Source organism: Ferruginibacter paludis (genome assembly GCF_030409685.1).
Classification (GTDB): Bacteria; Bacteroidota; Bacteroidia; order Chitinophagales; family Chitinophagaceae; genus Ferruginibacter; species Ferruginibacter paludis.
This window is the reverse complement of record NZ_JAUFQJ010000006.1, coordinates 712,830-731,397: the sequence shown is the minus strand read 5'-3', so window position 1 is coordinate 731,397 and position 18,568 is coordinate 712,830. Positions and strand designations below refer to the sequence as shown.

The 18,568-nt window shown below is 41.5% G+C and carries 10 protein-coding genes; 3 read left to right on the top strand and 7 right to left on the bottom strand.

What is annotated here, in order from left to right:
• From QWZ08_RS13530 to QWZ08_RS13520, 3 genes are all read right to left on the bottom strand, one after another.
• The coding region (locus QWZ08_RS13530) for a beta strand repeat-containing protein (RefSeq protein ID WP_290337965.1) at positions 1 to 2,095 on the bottom strand (2,095 nt) is incomplete at its 3' end.
• 579 nt (positions 2,096 to 2,674) lie between these two features.
• Positions 2,675 to 6,295, bottom strand: coding sequence for a beta strand repeat-containing protein (locus QWZ08_RS13525; RefSeq protein ID WP_290337964.1), 3,621 nt, complete (start codon positions 6,293 to 6,295; stop codon positions 2,675 to 2,677).
• A 160-nt stretch (positions 6,296 to 6,455) separates the two neighbouring features.
• A complete protein-coding gene (locus QWZ08_RS13520; protein ID WP_290337963.1) occupies positions 6,456 to 8,657 on the bottom strand; it encodes a T9SS type A sorting domain-containing protein in 2,202 nt (733 codons plus the stop codon).
• 560 nt (positions 8,658 to 9,217) lie between these two features.
• Between QWZ08_RS13520 and QWZ08_RS13515 the strand changes: the two genes are divergently transcribed.
• Entirely contained in the window at positions 9,218 to 10,675 is a 1,458-nt protein-coding gene (locus QWZ08_RS13515) for a M20 family metallopeptidase (protein ID WP_290337962.1), read from the top strand.
• Positions 10,676 to 10,776: 101 nt separating this feature from the next.
• On the opposite strand, the gene QWZ08_RS13510 is transcribed toward QWZ08_RS13515, so the two are convergent.
• Positions 10,777 to 11,274 carry a hypothetical protein gene (locus tag QWZ08_RS13510; protein ID WP_290337961.1) on the bottom strand — a complete coding sequence of 166 codons (498 nt, stop codon included), beginning with the start codon at positions 11,272 to 11,274 and terminating at the stop codon, positions 10,777 to 10,779.
• Between the two features lie 236 nt (positions 11,275 to 11,510).
• Complete coding sequence (locus QWZ08_RS13505) at positions 11,511 to 13,652, bottom strand: M1 family metallopeptidase (RefSeq protein WP_290337960.1); 2,142 nt, start codon at positions 13,650 to 13,652, stop codon at positions 11,511 to 11,513.
• A gap of 214 nt (positions 13,653 to 13,866) precedes the next feature.
• On the opposite strand from QWZ08_RS13505, the gene QWZ08_RS13500 reads away from it, so the two are divergent.
• Positions 13,867 to 14,202: a hypothetical protein gene (locus QWZ08_RS13500; protein ID WP_290337959.1), complete on the top strand. Its 336-nt coding sequence runs from the start codon at positions 13,867 to 13,869 to the stop codon at positions 14,200 to 14,202.
• A gap of 529 nt (positions 14,203 to 14,731) precedes the next feature.
• Positions 14,732 to 17,050 carry a GH92 family glycosyl hydrolase gene (locus QWZ08_RS13495; protein WP_290337958.1) on the top strand — a complete coding sequence of 773 codons (2,319 nt, stop codon included), beginning with the start codon at positions 14,732 to 14,734 and terminating at the stop codon, positions 17,048 to 17,050.
• Positions 17,051 to 17,060: 10 nt separating this feature from the next.
• Here the strand turns inward: QWZ08_RS13495 and QWZ08_RS13490 are convergent, their stop codons facing one another.
• Positions 17,061 to 17,492, bottom strand: a complete 432-nt coding sequence (locus QWZ08_RS13490; RefSeq protein WP_290337957.1) for a phage tail protein — start codon at positions 17,490 to 17,492, stop codon at positions 17,061 to 17,063.
• 169 nt (positions 17,493 to 17,661) lie between these two features.
• Positions 17,662 to 18,528: a CE1 family esterase gene (locus QWZ08_RS13485; protein ID WP_290337956.1), complete on the bottom strand. Its 867-nt coding sequence runs from the start codon at positions 18,526 to 18,528 to the stop codon at positions 17,662 to 17,664.
• Positions 18,529 to 18,568: the final 40 nt, after the last annotated feature.

The window sequence follows — 18,568 nt, the reverse complement described above, 5'->3', positions numbered from 1 at the left end:
CACCGGTAAATGACCATGGATCATTATTGTAAGTTCCTGCATTGGTATGAGTAGTACCGGCCACAATGATTGTTCCAACTGTTGCACCTGTTTCACCATTCACACCAGTGATGGTGTAAGTAGCTGTATGAGGATTGCCATCATAAGTGACACTGTATCCTGTTACATTAACAGTAGGATTAGCTTTATCAACAATCAGTGTTACCGATGCTGAAGCAGGTTTATAATTTGATGTAGGTGCTGCACTTACGCTTAATGTTTGTGTGCCCGCATTTAATAAAGTACCAGCAACTGGGTTATAAGTTAAAGCACCCGGGGCAGATCCGCCAGCGACACCTGCTACTGATGCATTCAATTGTGTTGAACTTAGCAATGTGCCGTAGGTTATGTTGGCAGGGTTAGACCAGGTAATGATTTGGTCTGCTTTGCTTACACTGATCTTAACTGTTTTTGTTGCGGCATTATAATTTGTAGTTGATGCAACATTTGCAACAAGACTTTGATTGGACCCTGCATCTAATAGGGTACCCGACGATGGCGTGTAGGTTAAAGTACCAGGTGCAGTTGCACCCGCTGTTGCAGAACCTGTCACTACCGCATTAAGTTGCGTTCCACTTAATAGTGTACCATATGTTATATCGGCTGGGTTTGCCCAAGTGATGGTCGGATCAGCTTTATTTACGGTTATTAAAACCGTCGTTGGGCCTGCCGCATTATAGTTGGAAGTTGCTGCAGCACTCACACTTAAAGTCTGACCGACTCCAGCGTCTAATAGCGTCCCTGAAGCAGGTGTATATGTTAATGCTCCTGGTGCGGAAGCCCCTGCTGTTGCGGAACCAGCCACCGTGGCATTCAACTGTGTTGCGCTCAATAAGGTGCCATAAGTAATGGCGGCAGGATTTGCCCAGGTAATTGTTTGATTTGCTTTGTTTACATTGATCTGTACTGTCTTTGGTCCGGCAGCGTTATAATTTGTAGTTGCCGCAGCACTTACACTTAAAGTTTGCGCCAATCCTGCATTTAATAAAGTACCTGCTGCAGGAGTATAGGTTAATGCCCCTGGTGCAGAAGCTCCCGCTGTTGCAGAACCAGCCACCGTGGCATTCAATTGTGTTGCACCCAACAATGTTCCGTATGTTATATCGGCTGGGTTTGCCCATGTAATTGTTTGGTTTGCTTTATCAACAACAAGCGCTACTTGTTTTGTAGCTGCGTTATAGTTTGTAGTTGCTGCAGCATCCACCTGTAATGTTTGACTTCCTGCAGATAGTAACACACCTGATGCAGGTGTATAGGTTAATGCGCCTGGAGCAGATCCCCCAGAAACTCCTGCGACCGTTGCATTAAGTTGCGTTGCACTTAATACCGTTCCATATGTAATGTTGGCAGGATTTGCCCATGTGATTGTTTGGTCAGCTTTATTTACAATTAATTTACCAGTGCCAGAAGAGGCTGACCAAGTAGGAAGTTCTGCAGCAAAACTGGCCCCTACACCGCTATTGTATGTATTCGCATTTATTGCGCCAAGGCTAACAGATGAGAGGGTTGCGACTCCAGAAGCATTTGTGACAGCTGTATTTATCAAGGTGCCATTTAATGTAAAGCTAATAGTCTTACCTGAAATTGGAGGATTACCACCCCCTTGCTGTTTTAGAGTAGCTGTCAGCGTTACAGTTCCTCCATATATTCCCGTTACATTGTCAACAGTTAAACTTGTATTTGCATCTGTAAACGTCCATTCCGCATGTAAACCCGAGCTTCCACCATCCGCAGTCAACAAAAAAGTTGCCCCAAGGGCATCACCATCTGTTGGAACGTCCCAAGACGATGACACGTTTCCGCTATTATCTGCAACTGTGGTAAAGGGTTGGTGATACGCCGCATCAGTACCCAATGGATCGTCTCCCACGTGAATTACCTGCAGCGTTACCGTTTCACCGGGCTGAAAGCCGGTACCAGTAATAATTGCAGTTGATCCTGGCGGGTAATCCAGCAAATCAGTTTTAATGGTTGCCTGTCCTTGTGCCTTAAAGGCACCTAAGGTTAAAAACAACATAAATGCGAGTGTTAGCCGGGTAAAAATTAGCTTGCTCATATGGCTTGTTTTGGTGAAGATGAAGATGTAGAATTGATTCTATTGTTAACTTGTTTATTAGTTGTTGCAATTATTAAAAGCTACAGTCCGTTACAATGCAACATGCATTATAGCATAGACTAATGATTTGAAAAAAGTATCTTCTTTGGAATGGGCTATTGTAAAACGACGTGGTTGTTAGTAAGGATAATAATCTTAGTTACGGAATGCAATAGGAATAAATAGAAATGGAGTTTGTAATGATAGTGGATCAGAAATCAGTAGATAAGACAACGAAAGTAGAAGACTTTTTTTAAAATTCCTAAATTTTGATAACTTTTTCTTAACAAAATTTCTTTTTAAACCTGAGAAAAGAGCGGTAATTATTGGTCCGGCATAAAAAATGGATAGAATTTCACTCTCGCTTACATCATTGAATATGTCCATTTTCAATTTGGGAAAAGATTCAAAACAAGACACCAGGCCTATTGGGCCTGGTGTCTTGTTTTGAATTTAGTTGGCCTTCAGGGCCTGAACTTTTCGAGGGAAAATTCTCCTTCGATATGTATCTGTGTTTCTCTAACTGAATTAATTAAAGGTCTAGTAAGTAAAATCCGCCGACCAGCTAACTCTGCGATGTGTGCCTGGTGCAGAAGTAGAGGAAATTACTATTCCCACTTCATCACCTGCGGCTACAGTAAATGAGTTGGAAGTGTCAGAACCACTTACAGCAGGTTGAGTTATTGTAGTTGTTACTGTTTGTGCAACTCCATTTTTATAAACTGTGATGATGAGGTTATTACCACCACCGGGCGATCCATCCAGTTTTACGTATAAATTCCTGACTGTGCCGGCTCTCGACATTACCGTTCTGGTTCCTGCCTGAACGTCTGATGTTGAAACAGAACTTATTGTACCCGTAATTGGATAATAATTTTTTTGACCGCCACTGGAAGTAGTCTCTGTAGAATTATTTGTATTACCGCTTAACATCATTGTTCCGCCATTTACCCACACCGGTGTGGCTGCTCCGGCAGACTGTAGTATCTGTCCTGTTGTACCTGCAGCAGTAGAGCCCATTGCGGTTGTACTTGCCCCGTAAATAACACCACCAGCTGTTAGGTTGGATGTTTGTCCGGTACCTCCGTTGGCTACCGTTGTTGTACCGCCGCCAGCTTGCTGATCTAACTGGTAGCGGGTGCCGCCAACAGTTCCATAAAAGTGCGTACCATTAAATTCCACCGCGCCGTTTTCAGGGGTAGTAAGGTTTGTGCCTGCAGTGAATTTTAAAGGGGCAGTATTTGCAGCTGCAGTACCTGCTCCAAGGTGTAAAGCTGCTGTAGGATTGGTTACACCGATCCCGACATTTCCTGCTTCGTCCACCACATCAAGTACAGTTCCTGACGACGTTTTCCATTCCGTTAAATTGGCTGTTTGTGTAGCGCTGTTGCCTTGTATACCTAGTGCCACACTTGCATCCCGCTGTGATGCCACTATAACACTGGTTCCTGAGATGCCGCCAATAAAAGCAGGGAACGCGGCTGTTTGTCTGTCACCACCCAAAATGGTAGCCCAGTAGGAGCCCATTTGCAGGGATTGTCCCCCGCCGCCCTGCCAGTAAATATCTCCACCATCTCCACCAATTCTAAAGTTACCAGAACCGGCTGTATTTGTAAAAATCATCTGTGCAGTTGTAGCAGTTCTTCTTATCTCCAAATTATCTTTTACAGACAGGTAATAACCAGCAGCAGGGTCAGTTAAGCCAACGCCCACCTTGCCCGTACTATCAATAATCATTCTTTCGGTATTGTTTGTTCTGAATCTTAAGGAAACATTATTGGTCGAGCCTAAGAAATGCGAACCTGCTGTTGCGGCGTTTCCAGTCAAACTCCAGGCTGTTCCGGTTGCCTGTTGGTCTAGCTGATACCGTGTAGTACCGATAGTTCCATAGAAGTGAGTACCGTTATATTCTACTGCTCCATCTTCCGGGGTTGTAAGATTAATCCCTGCGGTTAATTTTAAAGGAGCCGTATTGGCTGCGGCAGTACCAGCTTTTATATGTAAAACTGCCGTTGGAGCTGACGATCCTAAGGATGTTTTACCATTTGCATCCATATATAAATTGACTGATCCTCCGCCAATGGTGTTTCCTGTAAATGCTGAACGGGCTTCACTCATAATTGCAAATATGCCTGAATTATCGTAAGCTATTGCAGCTCCGGCAGACCCCGCCGCTATCGCTCCCGCTTTGCCGGTGGTATTTATTACTGAAACATTAGGCGTTGTAGTAGCCAGGCCGTTTGAAAACCTGAAGTCTGATACGTTCGAAACAGCCTGTAATAAGGTTGTCGGGGAAGTGGTCCCAATACCAACTTTTCCAAAACTATCAACCACCATCCTTTCAACATTATTGGTTCTCATTCTAAGCGACACATTGTTTGTTGAGCCCAAAAACTGTGATCCTGCAGTAACTGCATTGCCGGTTAAACTCCATGCTGTAGATCCAGGATTGGAAGACCAGGAAGGAATACCGCCTGCCAAAGTAAGCACCTGTCCATTAGTGCCAGCAGGTAATTTGCTCCAGGTATTAGCGGCTGAACCATACAGCAAATCACCGGCAGTAACTGTTGTTTGTCCTGTGCCACCATAACTTGCACCTACGGCAGTACCTTGCCAGCTTCCTGTTCCAACAGTACCCAGTGTCGTAATTGTATTTTGACCAACATAGGCAGAGCTGATATCGATTACACCGGAAGTTACCGTTATGCGGTTGGCCGTTCCGGAAACGGTTCCTTGTTTGTTGTTAAACGTATTCCAGTCAGCGCTGCTTAAATAGCCATTAGTGGATGTTGTAGCCTGTGTGATTGCAAAAGCACCAGTCGCATTGTTATAGGTTAACGGTGCCGACGAAGAAAGCGAAGCCAATCCGATACCGCCCAGACCCGCTAAAGTATAGGTGGGAACATTCAGGGTATTGGCTGAAAAAGTGGCTGCACCATTATTCCCTGTAGTAGTTAATGAAATTGCTGCCTGCTTTCCGTTAAAAGCAGTCCAGTCCGCAGAAGATAAAGCTCCACGGTTAGTTGCAGATGCAGTAGGCACATTTAATGTAATTACCGGAGTTGTTGTTCCTGTTGCAACTGTTGATGTTAAGTCAGTTCCGGTAGTTCCCAGCGTTAATGCAGCTACGCTTGTTACTGTTCCTGCATTGGAAGGGTAAACAGGTACATTCAATACACCAGTTACGTTATTGTAAGTTGCTGCACCACTTGTTCCAGTCGTAGTGAGGCTTATGTTTGTTCTACCTGTTGCAGAAGTGAGATAAGTATTGTTATCGTAGCTAATAGTTGTCCCTGATGCTTTTACGAAACCTGTACCGTTTATTGCAGTCTGTTTACTGTTAAAAATATTCCAATCAGTATTGCTTAAGTATCCGTTTGAGGATGTTGTAGCCTGCGTAATTGCAAATGCTCCGGTACCACTATTATAAGTTAAGGGTGCTGTCGTAGATAAAGAGGACAATCCTGCATAGTTGGGTATGTTGAGCGTGTTACCAACCAATGTGGCTGCACCGCTACCACCGGTAGTAGTTAGCGAAATTGCTCCTTGTTTTCCGTTGAAAGTATTCCAATCCGTATTACTCAAATAACCATTGGTGGTGGTATTTGCCTGGTTAATAGAAAATGCCCCGGTGGTGTTATTGTAACTCAATGGTGTTGTGGCCGACAAGGAAGTTAAACCAAGTTTGCCATTGAAAATACTCCAGTCGGAAGACGACAATGCGCCGCGGTTGACTGCGGAGGCGGTAGGTAAATTAAAGGTATGTGCCGTTCCGGAACTTGTTATTCCAAAATCGGTACCGGATGTACCTGTTGCAAATGTTTGCGTAACGCCGGTTAGCCCGTTGAGTGAGCTAATGGCAGCGCCACTGCCCATAGCCAAAGGCGTCCATAAAGGAACAGCCGGCGTGCCGGTATTCACTTTAAACACATTATCTGTGGTGTTAAAAATCAGCAAACCTGTGGCTGGAAGTGAAATGGCATTTTGCTGCGCTGTTGTCAGTCTCGGTGCCAGGAAACCCTTGTCAGTGGCGCTCACATCCAGCATAGCACTATTGTCGGGCAAACTTGATGTGGCGTTTATGCCAACATTCTGGGCCTTGGTTTTGGTAGCCAGTGCCAGCTGCAATATCAGCAGTGTCACGAGGTAAAGCTTTTTCATACTATTGGTTTATTTTTTGTTAGGGTTTTGCCATTCACCAAATCCCCAAAATATTTCAGGGATTCAGTGTATTAATCTTTATTTTTTATCTGTTGTTTCCATTGTTCTTCTACCTGCTCATACGTCTTCTCAATTTGTGCATTATGCGATTCACAATTAATTAATCAACAATTACTTTTTGTGTTTCGTGAGTGTTATCTCGTCCACTGATTTCCAGCTGGTATACGCCTGCCGTTAGTTTAGATACCGTATTCAATGCCTGCGTCCTGGTACCACCCTGGAATTGGATGTCTTTTACAAGGATTACCTGACCTATTGCATTGGTTAATTGTACTTGGTATTTGCCGGCAGGTTGATTGGTCATTACAAGATTGATGACGTTGGTCGTAACAGGGTTGGGGTAAATACTGTAGCCACTGGTACCAGCTGCCATCGTTGCTTTTACAATCACACTATATTTGACATCACCAGTGATGTCGTATGATTTAATCCTGTAATAATTCACTCCTTGCGTAGGTTTAACGTCTAACCAGCTGTAAGTATTGTTAGCATTGCTTGTACCACTGACATTTGTGGTGTTTACATAAGTGAATGTTGAACCGTCTGCCGATTTTTCAACATCATATTTTACCATGTTGATTTCATTCTCTACATTCCAATCTACGGCTATTGCGGTATTCTGCTGGTATGCCTTCACACTAGTAAATGTTACGGGTAAAACAGTTGTAGTTTTGAACACGATTTTAAAACGGTTGGTTGCTGCAGAAGCAGCAGCAGCATTGATCGAAAATTTAACGGTAGTTTTTCCATCGAGGCTGACCAACGTGCTGGTGCCAAGGTAGCTGTCCAGCAAATAGCCCACCATACCTGGCTGCTGCATATTGCTTGCATCAAACACAAACTGGTAAGCTCTCTGGCTGGTAGTCGTTAATTTAAAATAGATAGTATCGTTTACAGTTAGTTCTGGCCTTCTTTCCGCGGCCAGTGAAGTTGTATTTCTTACAATGCTCAGGTTTTCATTTGTATTACCAAATTTTAGAGCATCATTACGGTCAAGTCCACTGCTGAACTTATTGTTGAACTGAACGAAAGTGCCATCAGCCAATGTGGTTGTATTATCTGCATTTAATAAGTATAACGTGGTTCTGATAAGTCCTGATGGAACACCCATTGGCCGAAATCCTACATTGCTTCTGTTGACACTTTTGCTTGACTCATTAAAGCTGATAGAGGCTGTACCTGCAGCCAGGGTTTCTACAAAAAATGCCTGGCCTGATTGAATATCAGTAGTCTGGGCACTTGGTACAGACTGCAGCCAGTTGCCAGTTCCATCCACGTCATCCATTGAAACATAGCCGCCTGTTATGTTCAATGACGGATCCCATACGTAAAATCTTTTGACAAGATTATTCCTTGTAAGATTCTCAAAATTAACAGGAGAAGCATACGGATTGCCGATCAGTGTATATTTGCCAGCTACAGAAGAAGCAGGAAAAGTCTGCGTGCCTGTTTGTAGTGTACCAATGCTGCTAACAGTTGTGTTTGTAAAAGTGCAGGTACACGTATTGGCAGGGTTACGGTCACCTCTTATGAATATAAAATACCCGGTATTGTCGGCACTGCCGGTGTTACCAGCAGAAATAGGCACTTTGGTATTTAAGACATTTACTAAAGCCTGCGTACTGTAATTCCAGGTTTTCATTGAAACTGAATTTTGAGCACTTATATCCAACCCATTTCCAGAAGCACCGGTAGGATTTGGTCCTGTTACTAACAGCCCTATGCCTGGATTATCGGCGCCACGATCCTGCCATGTATTGTATATAGTATTAGAACTGGTAACAGGGGCGGTCATCAACCTCCAGGCTCTTTTTCCGGGAATATATCTTTGTACAGTTGCTTTACCTATAATTTGACTTGTTGCTGCAACAGGCGCTACTCTTGCAGTAAGATTTTCATCTGATTTTAATGTTAGGTTACTGTCTGCATATAAATTGCCACCATTTACCGTAAGTACGTTCGCAACAATTGCCTTTGATTTTAAAGCAACCCCGTAAGCGGATTTTATAACAGATAAATTATTAAATGTTGAAGTTGTATTTCCACCAACGTATGCCGTGGTAGTATCAGTACTACCAGCGAAAACAACTGTACTGGCACCTGCAGCAAAAGTGCCATTATTTTGAAATGCTGCATTATTGATCACCAGTGACACCGTGCCATTTAAAACAAGGCTGCCGCCCGTGTTGATGGTTATTTTTTGAGCATTGACAGTATCACATAACCCGACAACAATAACAAACGTTACAAAGAATGAATAATTTTTTAATGAAGGTCTGCTTATGGTTAAAAATGGTTTCATAATTTGGGTACAGTTTTCCGGAGGTAATGGGTTGTAGTCTGTTTTTTAATTTGCTGGCATTTTTTCTAACAGCTTGTAGTTAAATTTCCACAAAAACTAAAATTTGTATTGTAAAACGCAATTCTACTTTTGAAATTGTGCCTGGGTTGTTGGTGCAGTTATTTGAAGAAGTTGTTTTCATGGTAGTTTTACGTTTGTCACAGATAGCGCATAACCATGCCGTGTTTATAAGGTATTTATAATCATTGAGTTACAACTATATTTGCCATACTCGTTTCCTGATTATGGAACTGAATTTCTAAAAAACGGAACGAAACAAAAATATTTTTTTAGTACTGCTGTAATAGAACTTCTACAAATACAGGTAACCCAACATAAAAAAGGGCATCCCATTGTTTCTGTAAAATTGAAAAAAGGGCACATGGTTTATCAGGTTATAAAAACTGTGGTTAAAGTCTTTTTTTTTAAAGTGAATCAATTTTATAACTGCCTCAGTTTTTTTATTACCGTAAATCTGGCAAGGCTAAAGGCTTTCACTTAAATTGTGCTAAATATGTAGCATGAAATTGAATTACCGGACAATATTTTTACTTCCAGCTGTTTTACTCACCAATTTTTGTACAGGTCAGAAAAAGGCTTCAGGTGCGGAATCATTTAAGAGCCAGGCGATAGCCGACATACAGGCGAAATACCGGGACTACCGTCAGACTGCCATGCAGATATGGAACTTTGCTGAGGTTGGTTACAAGGAAGAAAAAAGCACGGCATTGCTGCAGCAGGTATTAAGTGATAATGGCTTTACCATTCAAAAAGGCGTCGCGTCAATACCAACTGCCTTTGTTGCAAGCTATGGCACAGGGCAACCGGTAATCGCTATCCTGGCAGAGTTTGACGCTTTGCCCGGCTTGTCCCAGGAAGCCATTCCGGAAAAAAAGAGTATACCCGGCAAAGCTGCCGGCCAGGCATGCGGCCATCATTTATTTGGAACTGCTTCAGTAGCTGCCGGCATTGAAATAAAAAAACTGATTGAACAAAAAAAGCTCACCGGTACAATCAGGGTTTATGGCTGCCCCGCGGAGGAGGGCGGTTCCGGAAAAGTATTTATGGTGCGGGCAGGTTTGTTTAATGATGTGGATGTGGCTATACATTGGCACCCGGGCGATAACAATAGTGTTACCATGATGAGCGCATTGGCAAACAAGTCAGCTAAATTCCGTTTTCATGGTATATCAGCACATGCTGCGGCTTCGCCTGAAAAAGGCAGGTCTGCACTGGATGCGGTAGAAGCAATGGATAATATGGTTAATATGATGCGGGAACATATTCCGCAGGAAACCCGGATTCATTATGTAATTACGAATGGAGGTAAAGCCCCCAACGTGGTACCGGATTTTGCAGAGGTATATTATTATGTGCGCCATCCTAAGAGAGAGGATGTTGTGAAAATATTTGACCGTGTAGTGAAAGCTGCCAACGGAGCCGCAATGGGAACAGAAACTACCGTTGACTATGAAATTATCGGCGGAACACACGACCTGCTTTTGAATAAAACACTGGCCGAAGACATGCAACTAAATCTTGAAAAGGTTGGAGGTGTGCATTTGACTACTGATGAAATAGAATTCGGCAAAAAATTACAGACCAGTTTTGGCCCGTTGCCACCTGAAATTGCTACCGCTGCCATTGTAAAACCGTTAAAGGCAGGAGATACCTCAGGTGGTGGTTCTACAGATGTTGGCGACGTGAGTTATGCTGTGCCTACTGTTGGTATGCAGGCCGCCACATGGATACCGGGCACTCCGGCACACAGCTGGCAGGCCGTTGCCTGCGGGGGAACTGAAATAGGAACAAAAGGTATGATGGTGGCGGCCAAAACAATGACGCTGACGGCCATTGATCTCTTTTTGAATCCTGCACTGATTGCAAAAGCAAAACAGGAATTTATACAGGATAAAGGCGATTACCAGTACAAAGCTTTGCTTGGGGATATCAAACCAGCTTTGAATTACAGGGATTAATTCATTTTAATAACTTAACAAAAAAGCTTCCGTAAAGGAAGCTTTTTTGTTAAGTGTATATTTTTTTAGATGGCAGGCAAATCTGTTAAATTCCTTATGATTTATTCGTGTATGAAATCAGTTCTTGAATAGGTGCCGGGTGAAGCATGCTCACCCTTTTGAAAACTAAAGTGCACAAAGTTGATGCCTTTTAGTTCGGTGAGATTATAAGTGACTTCTGCCATATAAGCCTCTGCGCCACTGGATCCTGTTTGGCTGGTTAAATAATTAGCGTTACCGACTTTTATAAAAATGCTGTCGTTGGAAACCTTGTTTAGACTGAGTTTCATCTCAGGATAAATTTCGTTGAAGGATTGAATAATATGCTCCGCTGTTAAAGAGTCTGCAGGAATTGGCCTGTTTCTAACCATCGTAAAACCTTTTTTACCGGAAAAGTCAGCAAACCAAAAATAGTGCGTGTCTTTATAAATATTGGCGGTGTCAGTAGTTACAACAGTGGAAATAGTGTCAGCTACTGGTTGATTCTTCTCAGATTCTTTACTATGGCAGGAAAAAATTACCGGCAATAAATAAAGAATAAATACAGCATACTTTTTCATGATTGTTTTTTATGGGTTACAAGTCAGCAATCTTTGTATCCAAAACCGTGCAAATTTGCCTTATTAAAAGTACTAAGCAATTTATAATATATAATGATAGTTGTCATTATCCCAGATGATTCTAGAAAGCAAAAAGCACTTGATCAAAATAAAAAAAATTACCAGTTCAAAAAAATACGGGATGTTATAGTTTGTTGACTGTTTCCATCCCGCATTTTTTGATAAGAAGTTGTTTGTTATTTGTCCTTCGTAAAAATATAACTGCCACCGCCCTGCGACAGGGAAAGTTCGTTTTTAACTAAATCGAAAACAATAACCAACCCCGCGGCTTCAAAACTAAAGCTGTCTTTGCCTGTATTATTAAGAGCTATTTTCTCCTGGCCTGTAGCTTCCAGTTGAAGGCTGTTATCTTCATTTGTAAAAGTCAGTTTAATCGGGATGTTTTTGTTTGAATATACCCCGGTGTATTTATCAAGATTAATTGTTGCAACAGTATTTATCTTCTTTACACCCCATTTGTTATTGCTTTCATCTGCATCCATGTAAATACCGCCATCCAGTTTTAAAAAGGCAATTTTCTTTTTAGTTTTAATGTTAATGATAGCGGCTTGCAGGTTCTTTTCCCAAATGCCGGCAGTTGCATGAATGGTTTCTTTTGTACTATCAGTATACTCTACCAATACATCTGTTGGTATTGCAAAGCCGCCAATGTTTTTTATGGTAAGTGAATAACCTCCGGCCACAGGAGCCAATTTATCTACCGCAATATCCATGTAATAAGTACTCAAAAACCAGTTACTGAAAAACCAGTTCAGATTTTTTCCGGAGAAAGTTGAAAAGCTATTAAACATATCCCATGGAATTGGGTGCTTGCCATGCCAGCTATCCATAAATCCATGCAAAGACTTTTTGAATAATTCATCGCCGAGCATATCTTTTAACGCCAGGTAAGCAAGGGCAGGTTTACCATATTCATTATGTCCCATGGCTTGGCCGCTTAAAATATTTACCGGTGTAATGATGGGCACCTGTGTTTCATCTGATGGATTTAGAGCCCAGCCTGCAACCCTGAATTGTTTGAAAAAATTATTCGCTTTTTCTTTCCCAAGATCCACCTGGCCTATCAGGTTTTCGAATGCTGTTGTCCAGCCTTCATCCATAAAACCATAGCGGTGTTCGTTGATGCCCATGTAAAAAGGAAAATAAGAATGTCCTACTTCATGCTCAGCAATAAAGCGTTGCATAATGTCATCATCCTGGCGGCTGTCGTTGGCCATCATCGGATATTCCATATCTGCAAATCCTTCTATGATGGTACTCTTGGGAAAAGGATAAGCAACACCCGGCCAGTTATTACTATACCAATCCAGCGAATGCTGAATATGTTTTACCTGGTTGTGAAAATTGGTGGCGTTGTTTAAATAGGCTGATTGGCAACTGGCTCTGCGGCCGGTTTTTTTGTCAACTAAAACACTTGCGGCATCCCATACATAATGGTCGCTGATGCAATATGCCATATCACTTATATTCGAAGCTTTCCATTTCCAGGTATTGCTGGCATTTTGAATGGTTATATTTTTTGCTTCAATATCTTTTTGTGTAGCAACATTAATTACGTCATCGCTTGTAAAACTCTTATTGAATTTTTCCAAGTAGGGAGATTGTAATACTTCTGCGGCATTTAATAAATCACCGGAGCCCCAAACCAAAAAGTTTTTAGGAACGGTAACGGCAACAGTGTAATCATTAAAATCGTTATAAAATTCCTGGGCATCTGTAAAGTCCATCCGGTCCCAGCCAAACACATCGTCCATCACTGCAACCCTTGGATAAAAATAAGCCAGGAAAAAACTGGTGCTGTCGAGTTTACCTTCCCGGCCGCTGCGGTCACTTAAATCATAATGCCATTTAAAACTTAATTGTACGCTGTCGCCTGTGGCAACAGGTTTGGTAAGGCTTACCCGTTTCCATGTTTCGCCACGGGCATCGCCAAAATTGGTAACCGTGCCGTTTTGAGTAAACTGATCAATATGAATACCGGTAGTTAAATAGTCTGCTCCAGTTGCGCTTTGCCTTTCTGCTCCCGGGTTATGAATGTTCATGATCAGTTTAATTACAATGCTGCTGATTGGCTTTGGGCTGTTGTTGATATAGGTAATGGTTTCATCACCGGTAACGGTTTTTGCAGGCGGTGCAACTGCAACATTAATGGTATACCGGCCATAGTTTTGCCAGTATTTTTTTCCGGGTCTGCCATCCATGCTGCGTGTTTCATTGGTGTATGCCTTTTTTATATTTTGTGGCATATATACAGGCTGCTGTGCATATACAATATTGGTTGCTGCGATCAGGCAGGCCGCCAAAAAGACTTTGTTCATACTATATTTTTTAATGAAAATAAGAAGCGGCAATGTACCAACTATTTATTTTACATAAGTGGTAATAATATTTATAAAGGTATAGCACCGTAATCTTGTTTACAATTTACGTCGCGTAAGCCGAATTTTATTTAGTCAGAAAAAAAACAAATGCGATGAATAAAATTTATAACCCCGATGATGGTTATGATGTATTTTATCAGCCTTATATAGAATGTCGCAAGATGGAAACCGGTTGCAGTCTTTAAAGAATATAGTGGAAGAGACCCGCAGCATGGTAGTAAACCTTTCCGAAGAAAATTTTAATTACTGGTACAGTCAAGGTAAGTGGATCCTTAAAGATATTGTTCTGCACCACGCCGATTGTGAAAGAATCATTATCTATCGTGCATTAAGAATTGCCAGAAGCGATGACACCAATTTGCCTGGATTTGATAAAAATCTTTTTGTATCAACTACCAGTAGCGGTAGCAGAACTACCCAAAAAATGTTATGGAACAATTACCCTTCTACCGAACAGCTGGCGTTTTTCTATTGGAAGATTAAGTGATGAAGTGCTGGATAATATAGGAATTGCAAATGGTTTTGATTTAACCGAAAGATTATTAATTAATTATTTGTATGGCCATCATCTAAACCATCTCAATATTACCGGGGAAAGATATTTATAATAAGTTTTTTAGAAAAGGTTTAAGGCAAATTTTAAAAAGAGAAGCCAGGATAAAAATCCAGCTTCGTTTTTTGTCCAATATCCTATGAAAAACCTATTCACCTAGTTGTAATAACTATGCCAATGTGTTTTACGTTATTACTTAACCATGGTCGGGAATAATTTTCCTCATATACAAAAATGAAGTTTTGCGTCTTTGGTAATTCTGTAGAGATCGTTCCCTGTATCTATTAAGTTACGATCATATATTATTAACATGCATCGTATAAACATTATCACACTTAAATTGCAAATGTGATATCAGAAAAAAATGACAGACCTGCTTTTTACGACTTATTTTTGCAGGCTTAATTTGTACAAACGCTCCCTTAAAGGACAGCATTCACCATACTAAATTTGTAAAAAATACATGAACATTTATTTGAAAATAGCTAACCGTGTTGTTACACTTTCTTTTTTATCATTTAATTATTTTGCGGCTAAAGCCCAGTCGCAGCCTGACCTTACACAATATGCCAAACCCATTATCGGCACTCAAAAAATGGGGCACACTTTTCCGGGCGCCATCGTACCTTTTGGTGCCGTGCAGTTAAGTCCTGATACAGACACATTACCCTATGAATATAACAACCGTTACAATAAAGACGTATATAAGTATTGCGCCGGCTACCAGTATGATGATAAAACGATTGTTGGTTTCAGTCATACACACTTCAGCGGTACTGGCCACAGTGACCTGGGCGACTTTTTAATTATGCCAACTGTTGGTGTATTGCAATTAAATCCCGGTACAGCTGATCATCCCGAAAGTGGCTACCGGTCGGTATTTCATCATGAAACAGAAGTAGCAGAACCCGGTTATTATAAAGTAAAATTAGAAGATGATAATATCCTTGCTGAAGTGACAGCCAGCACCCGGGTAGGCTTTCATCAATATACTTTTCCTAAATCAGACCAGTCGCATATTATACTGGACCTGATGGCTGGCATCTATAATTATGATGATAAAAATGTCTGGACATTTGTTCGGGTAGAGAATGATACGCTGGTAACCGGTTATCGCCAGACCAACGGCTGGGGTCGAACGAGGACGGTTTATTTCGCCATGTCTTTTTCAAAGCCAATGGCTGCTTATGGTTGTAAAGATTATTCTAAAAGACAAGTGTACCGGGGCTTCTGGGGCAAATTCAACCAGTCAAAAAATTTCCCTGATTTAGCCGGCAAGCAATTGCGTATGTATTTTGATTTTGCAACGGCAGCCAATGAAACGATTAAAGTAAAGTTTGCTTTATCTCCTGTAAGTACTATCAACGCAATAGAAAATATGCGTACCGAAATACCGCATTGGGATTTTGAAAAAACAAAGCAACAGGCAAAGCAAGCCTGGAATGCCGAGCTCGGCAAAATTGTAATTACTTCGACCAGCAACGAGGAGAAAATAAATTTTTATACCGCCATGTATCATGCGGCTTTGATGCCAACCGTGTACATGGATGTAAATGGTGAATACAAAGGTCTTGATCAGAATGTGCATAAAGCAACCGGCTTTACGAACTATACTTCTTTTTCTTTATGGGATACTTACCGGGCGTTTCATCCTTACCAGAATATTGTTAATCCAACCCGCAATGCAGATATGGTAAAATCTATGCTGGCGCATTATAACCAGAGTGCTTTGCACATGCTGCCCATCTGGTCGCATTACGCCAATGATAACTGGTGTATGAGCGGCTACCACAGTGTTTCAGTTATTGCTGAAGCAATTATAAAAGGTACTGTTACTACAGATTTAGACAAAGCGCTGGATGCATGTATTGCAACAGCCAATCATAAAGAGTATGACGGCATTGGTTATTTTATAGACAAGGGGTATATACCACAGGATAAAAATGGTGTTTCTGTATCTTCAACGCTGGAGTATGCTTTTGATGACTGGAGCATTGCACAGCTGGCTAAAAAATTAAACCGGCAGGATGTGTTTGAAACTTTCAGCAAGCGTGCACAAAACTGGCGCAATGTATATGATTCAACAATTGGTTTTATGCGACCACGCTTAAGTGACGGCAGTTTCAAAAAAGAATTTGATGTATTGAAAACAGATGGCCAGGGTTTTATTGAAGGCAACACCTGGAACTACAGTTTATATGTGCCGCAGGATCCTACAGCCATGATTCAATTAATGGGAGGTAAAAAAAGATTTACTGCACACCTGGATTCATTATTCACTATGCATTTGCCTGATGAATTTTTTGCAGAAACAGAAGACATTACCCGTGACGGAATTATAGGAAATTATGTACATGGCAATGAGCCGGCGCATCACGTAGCTTATTTATACAACTGGACTGATGCACCATGGAAAACACAGGAGCGGGTGCGTATGATTCTTAAAAACCAATACCACAGTGGATCTGCGGGCCTCGGTGGCAATGATGATTGCGGGCAAATGAGTGCCTGGTATATTTTTAGTTCGCTTGGGTTTTACCCTGTAGCACCTGCATCAGGGCAATATTGGTTAGGTAGTCCCGCTATACAAACAGCCAGTGTTCATTTGGAAAATGGAAATACTTTTTCAGTAACTGCCATTGATCAAAGTGATAAGAATGTGTATGTAAAAAAAGTAACGTTAAATGGGCAACTGCTAAACCGCCGTTATATTACTCACGATGAAATTATGAACGGTGGCAAACTTGTTTTTTATATGAGTGCAAAGCCGGTAAAAAAATAGCGACAATCAATTAAGTCTTTTCAACTGTTATCCCTTCATGGGTTAATACCAGTGTTTCCATTGCAACACAACTGTCGTCTGCATTCAGCACAGGTCCCTGGTATTTAACAGGAAAGGCGTTTTTTAATCGCCAGACAACTATCGGGGCGTGGCTTTCATCCAATAGGGAAATGGTCACGTCCCTTCTCTCAACTGTGCCAATCTTTTCTGTATTCAGCCATTCAAACAATTCATTGTCGCCTTTTACAATACCACGCTTCAGCGTGATATCTGTAAACTTTCTCAAGCCGGGAATTTTGCGGAAACTATTTTCAGTGTCAGCGCCATCCCTGAATGAAACAGCTTCAATCTCAATATCCAGTCCGCTTACTTCTGTAAAGCCAATTCTTGTACCGCCCCATTGCACGCTGAAATGGTAACGGTTGATCGCATTGTGTGCCATAAATAAAGGTTTTATTATGAAAAAGAAAATCAACAACAGTAAAATAAGTAATAACAGTAGTTGCACAAATATCATCGGGGTAGGCTTTAACCTGTTAAAATAAAAATTTTTATATAGAAAAGAAGTGGCTTTTTTTTTGATTCTGCGCTCAGTAATAAAATGCTGCTTCTTACTTCATGGTACTTTTAAAAAACTCCCAGGCATAAAGGTACACATCAATATCACCGGGGTAATCGTGATGGCCACCAACAACTTTCAGCAAAGTTACACGTGGTTTATTTGAGGCTTTGTAAGAATAACTTTCAATCGTCTTGTGATCGGTAGTATCGGTATCAGGTAGCAGTGTTTTAACCGGCTCCCCTCTGTAACCAGCGAGTGAAGCCCAATAGGCAAAGCTGTTTTCTGAACTTCGCACCACGCCAAAGCTGCTGTTATTGACAAACATCTCACCACCATTGTAAGGATTCGTTTTATCATCGGTGCCGTTGATGATCATTACCGGCAAAGCCTTATTGGCTAACGTACAATCGCAGCTTGCTGAGTCGGGCATATTGGCAACGATGGCCGTGATGGCTTTTATTTGGTCCGGCATGGTCATGGCTAATTTGTACGACATGTGACCGCCACCGGAAAACCCCGCAGCAAAAATATTTTCTTTACTGATGCCGTATTTTTTCACGAAGTATCCGATCATTGCTTTAAAAAAAGCTTCTTCATTGATGTTCTCTTTATTGGCTGTAGCTGTAGAATACTTACGGCATTCATTCCAGAAATGCTGGTAGCCTTCAGGATAAACGACTAATAATTTGTCTTTACCAGCAATGGCTTCGAGTTGGCCGGTTTTGGAGATGATGTCACCACTATTACCACCCGACCCATGCATCAAAAACAGCAGGCTGCCTCCCTTTAAATCAGCTTCAGGCTGATGAAAAGTGAAGGTTCTGTAATGACCTTCTATTAGAACAGAATCCTTTATCCACTGGCTTTTGGTGTTGCATGAAACCAGGAGTAAAAGTGCAGGCAGTAATTGTTTCATTTGAAAAAGTGTTGAATGAATGTTGCATAAAGATATCAAA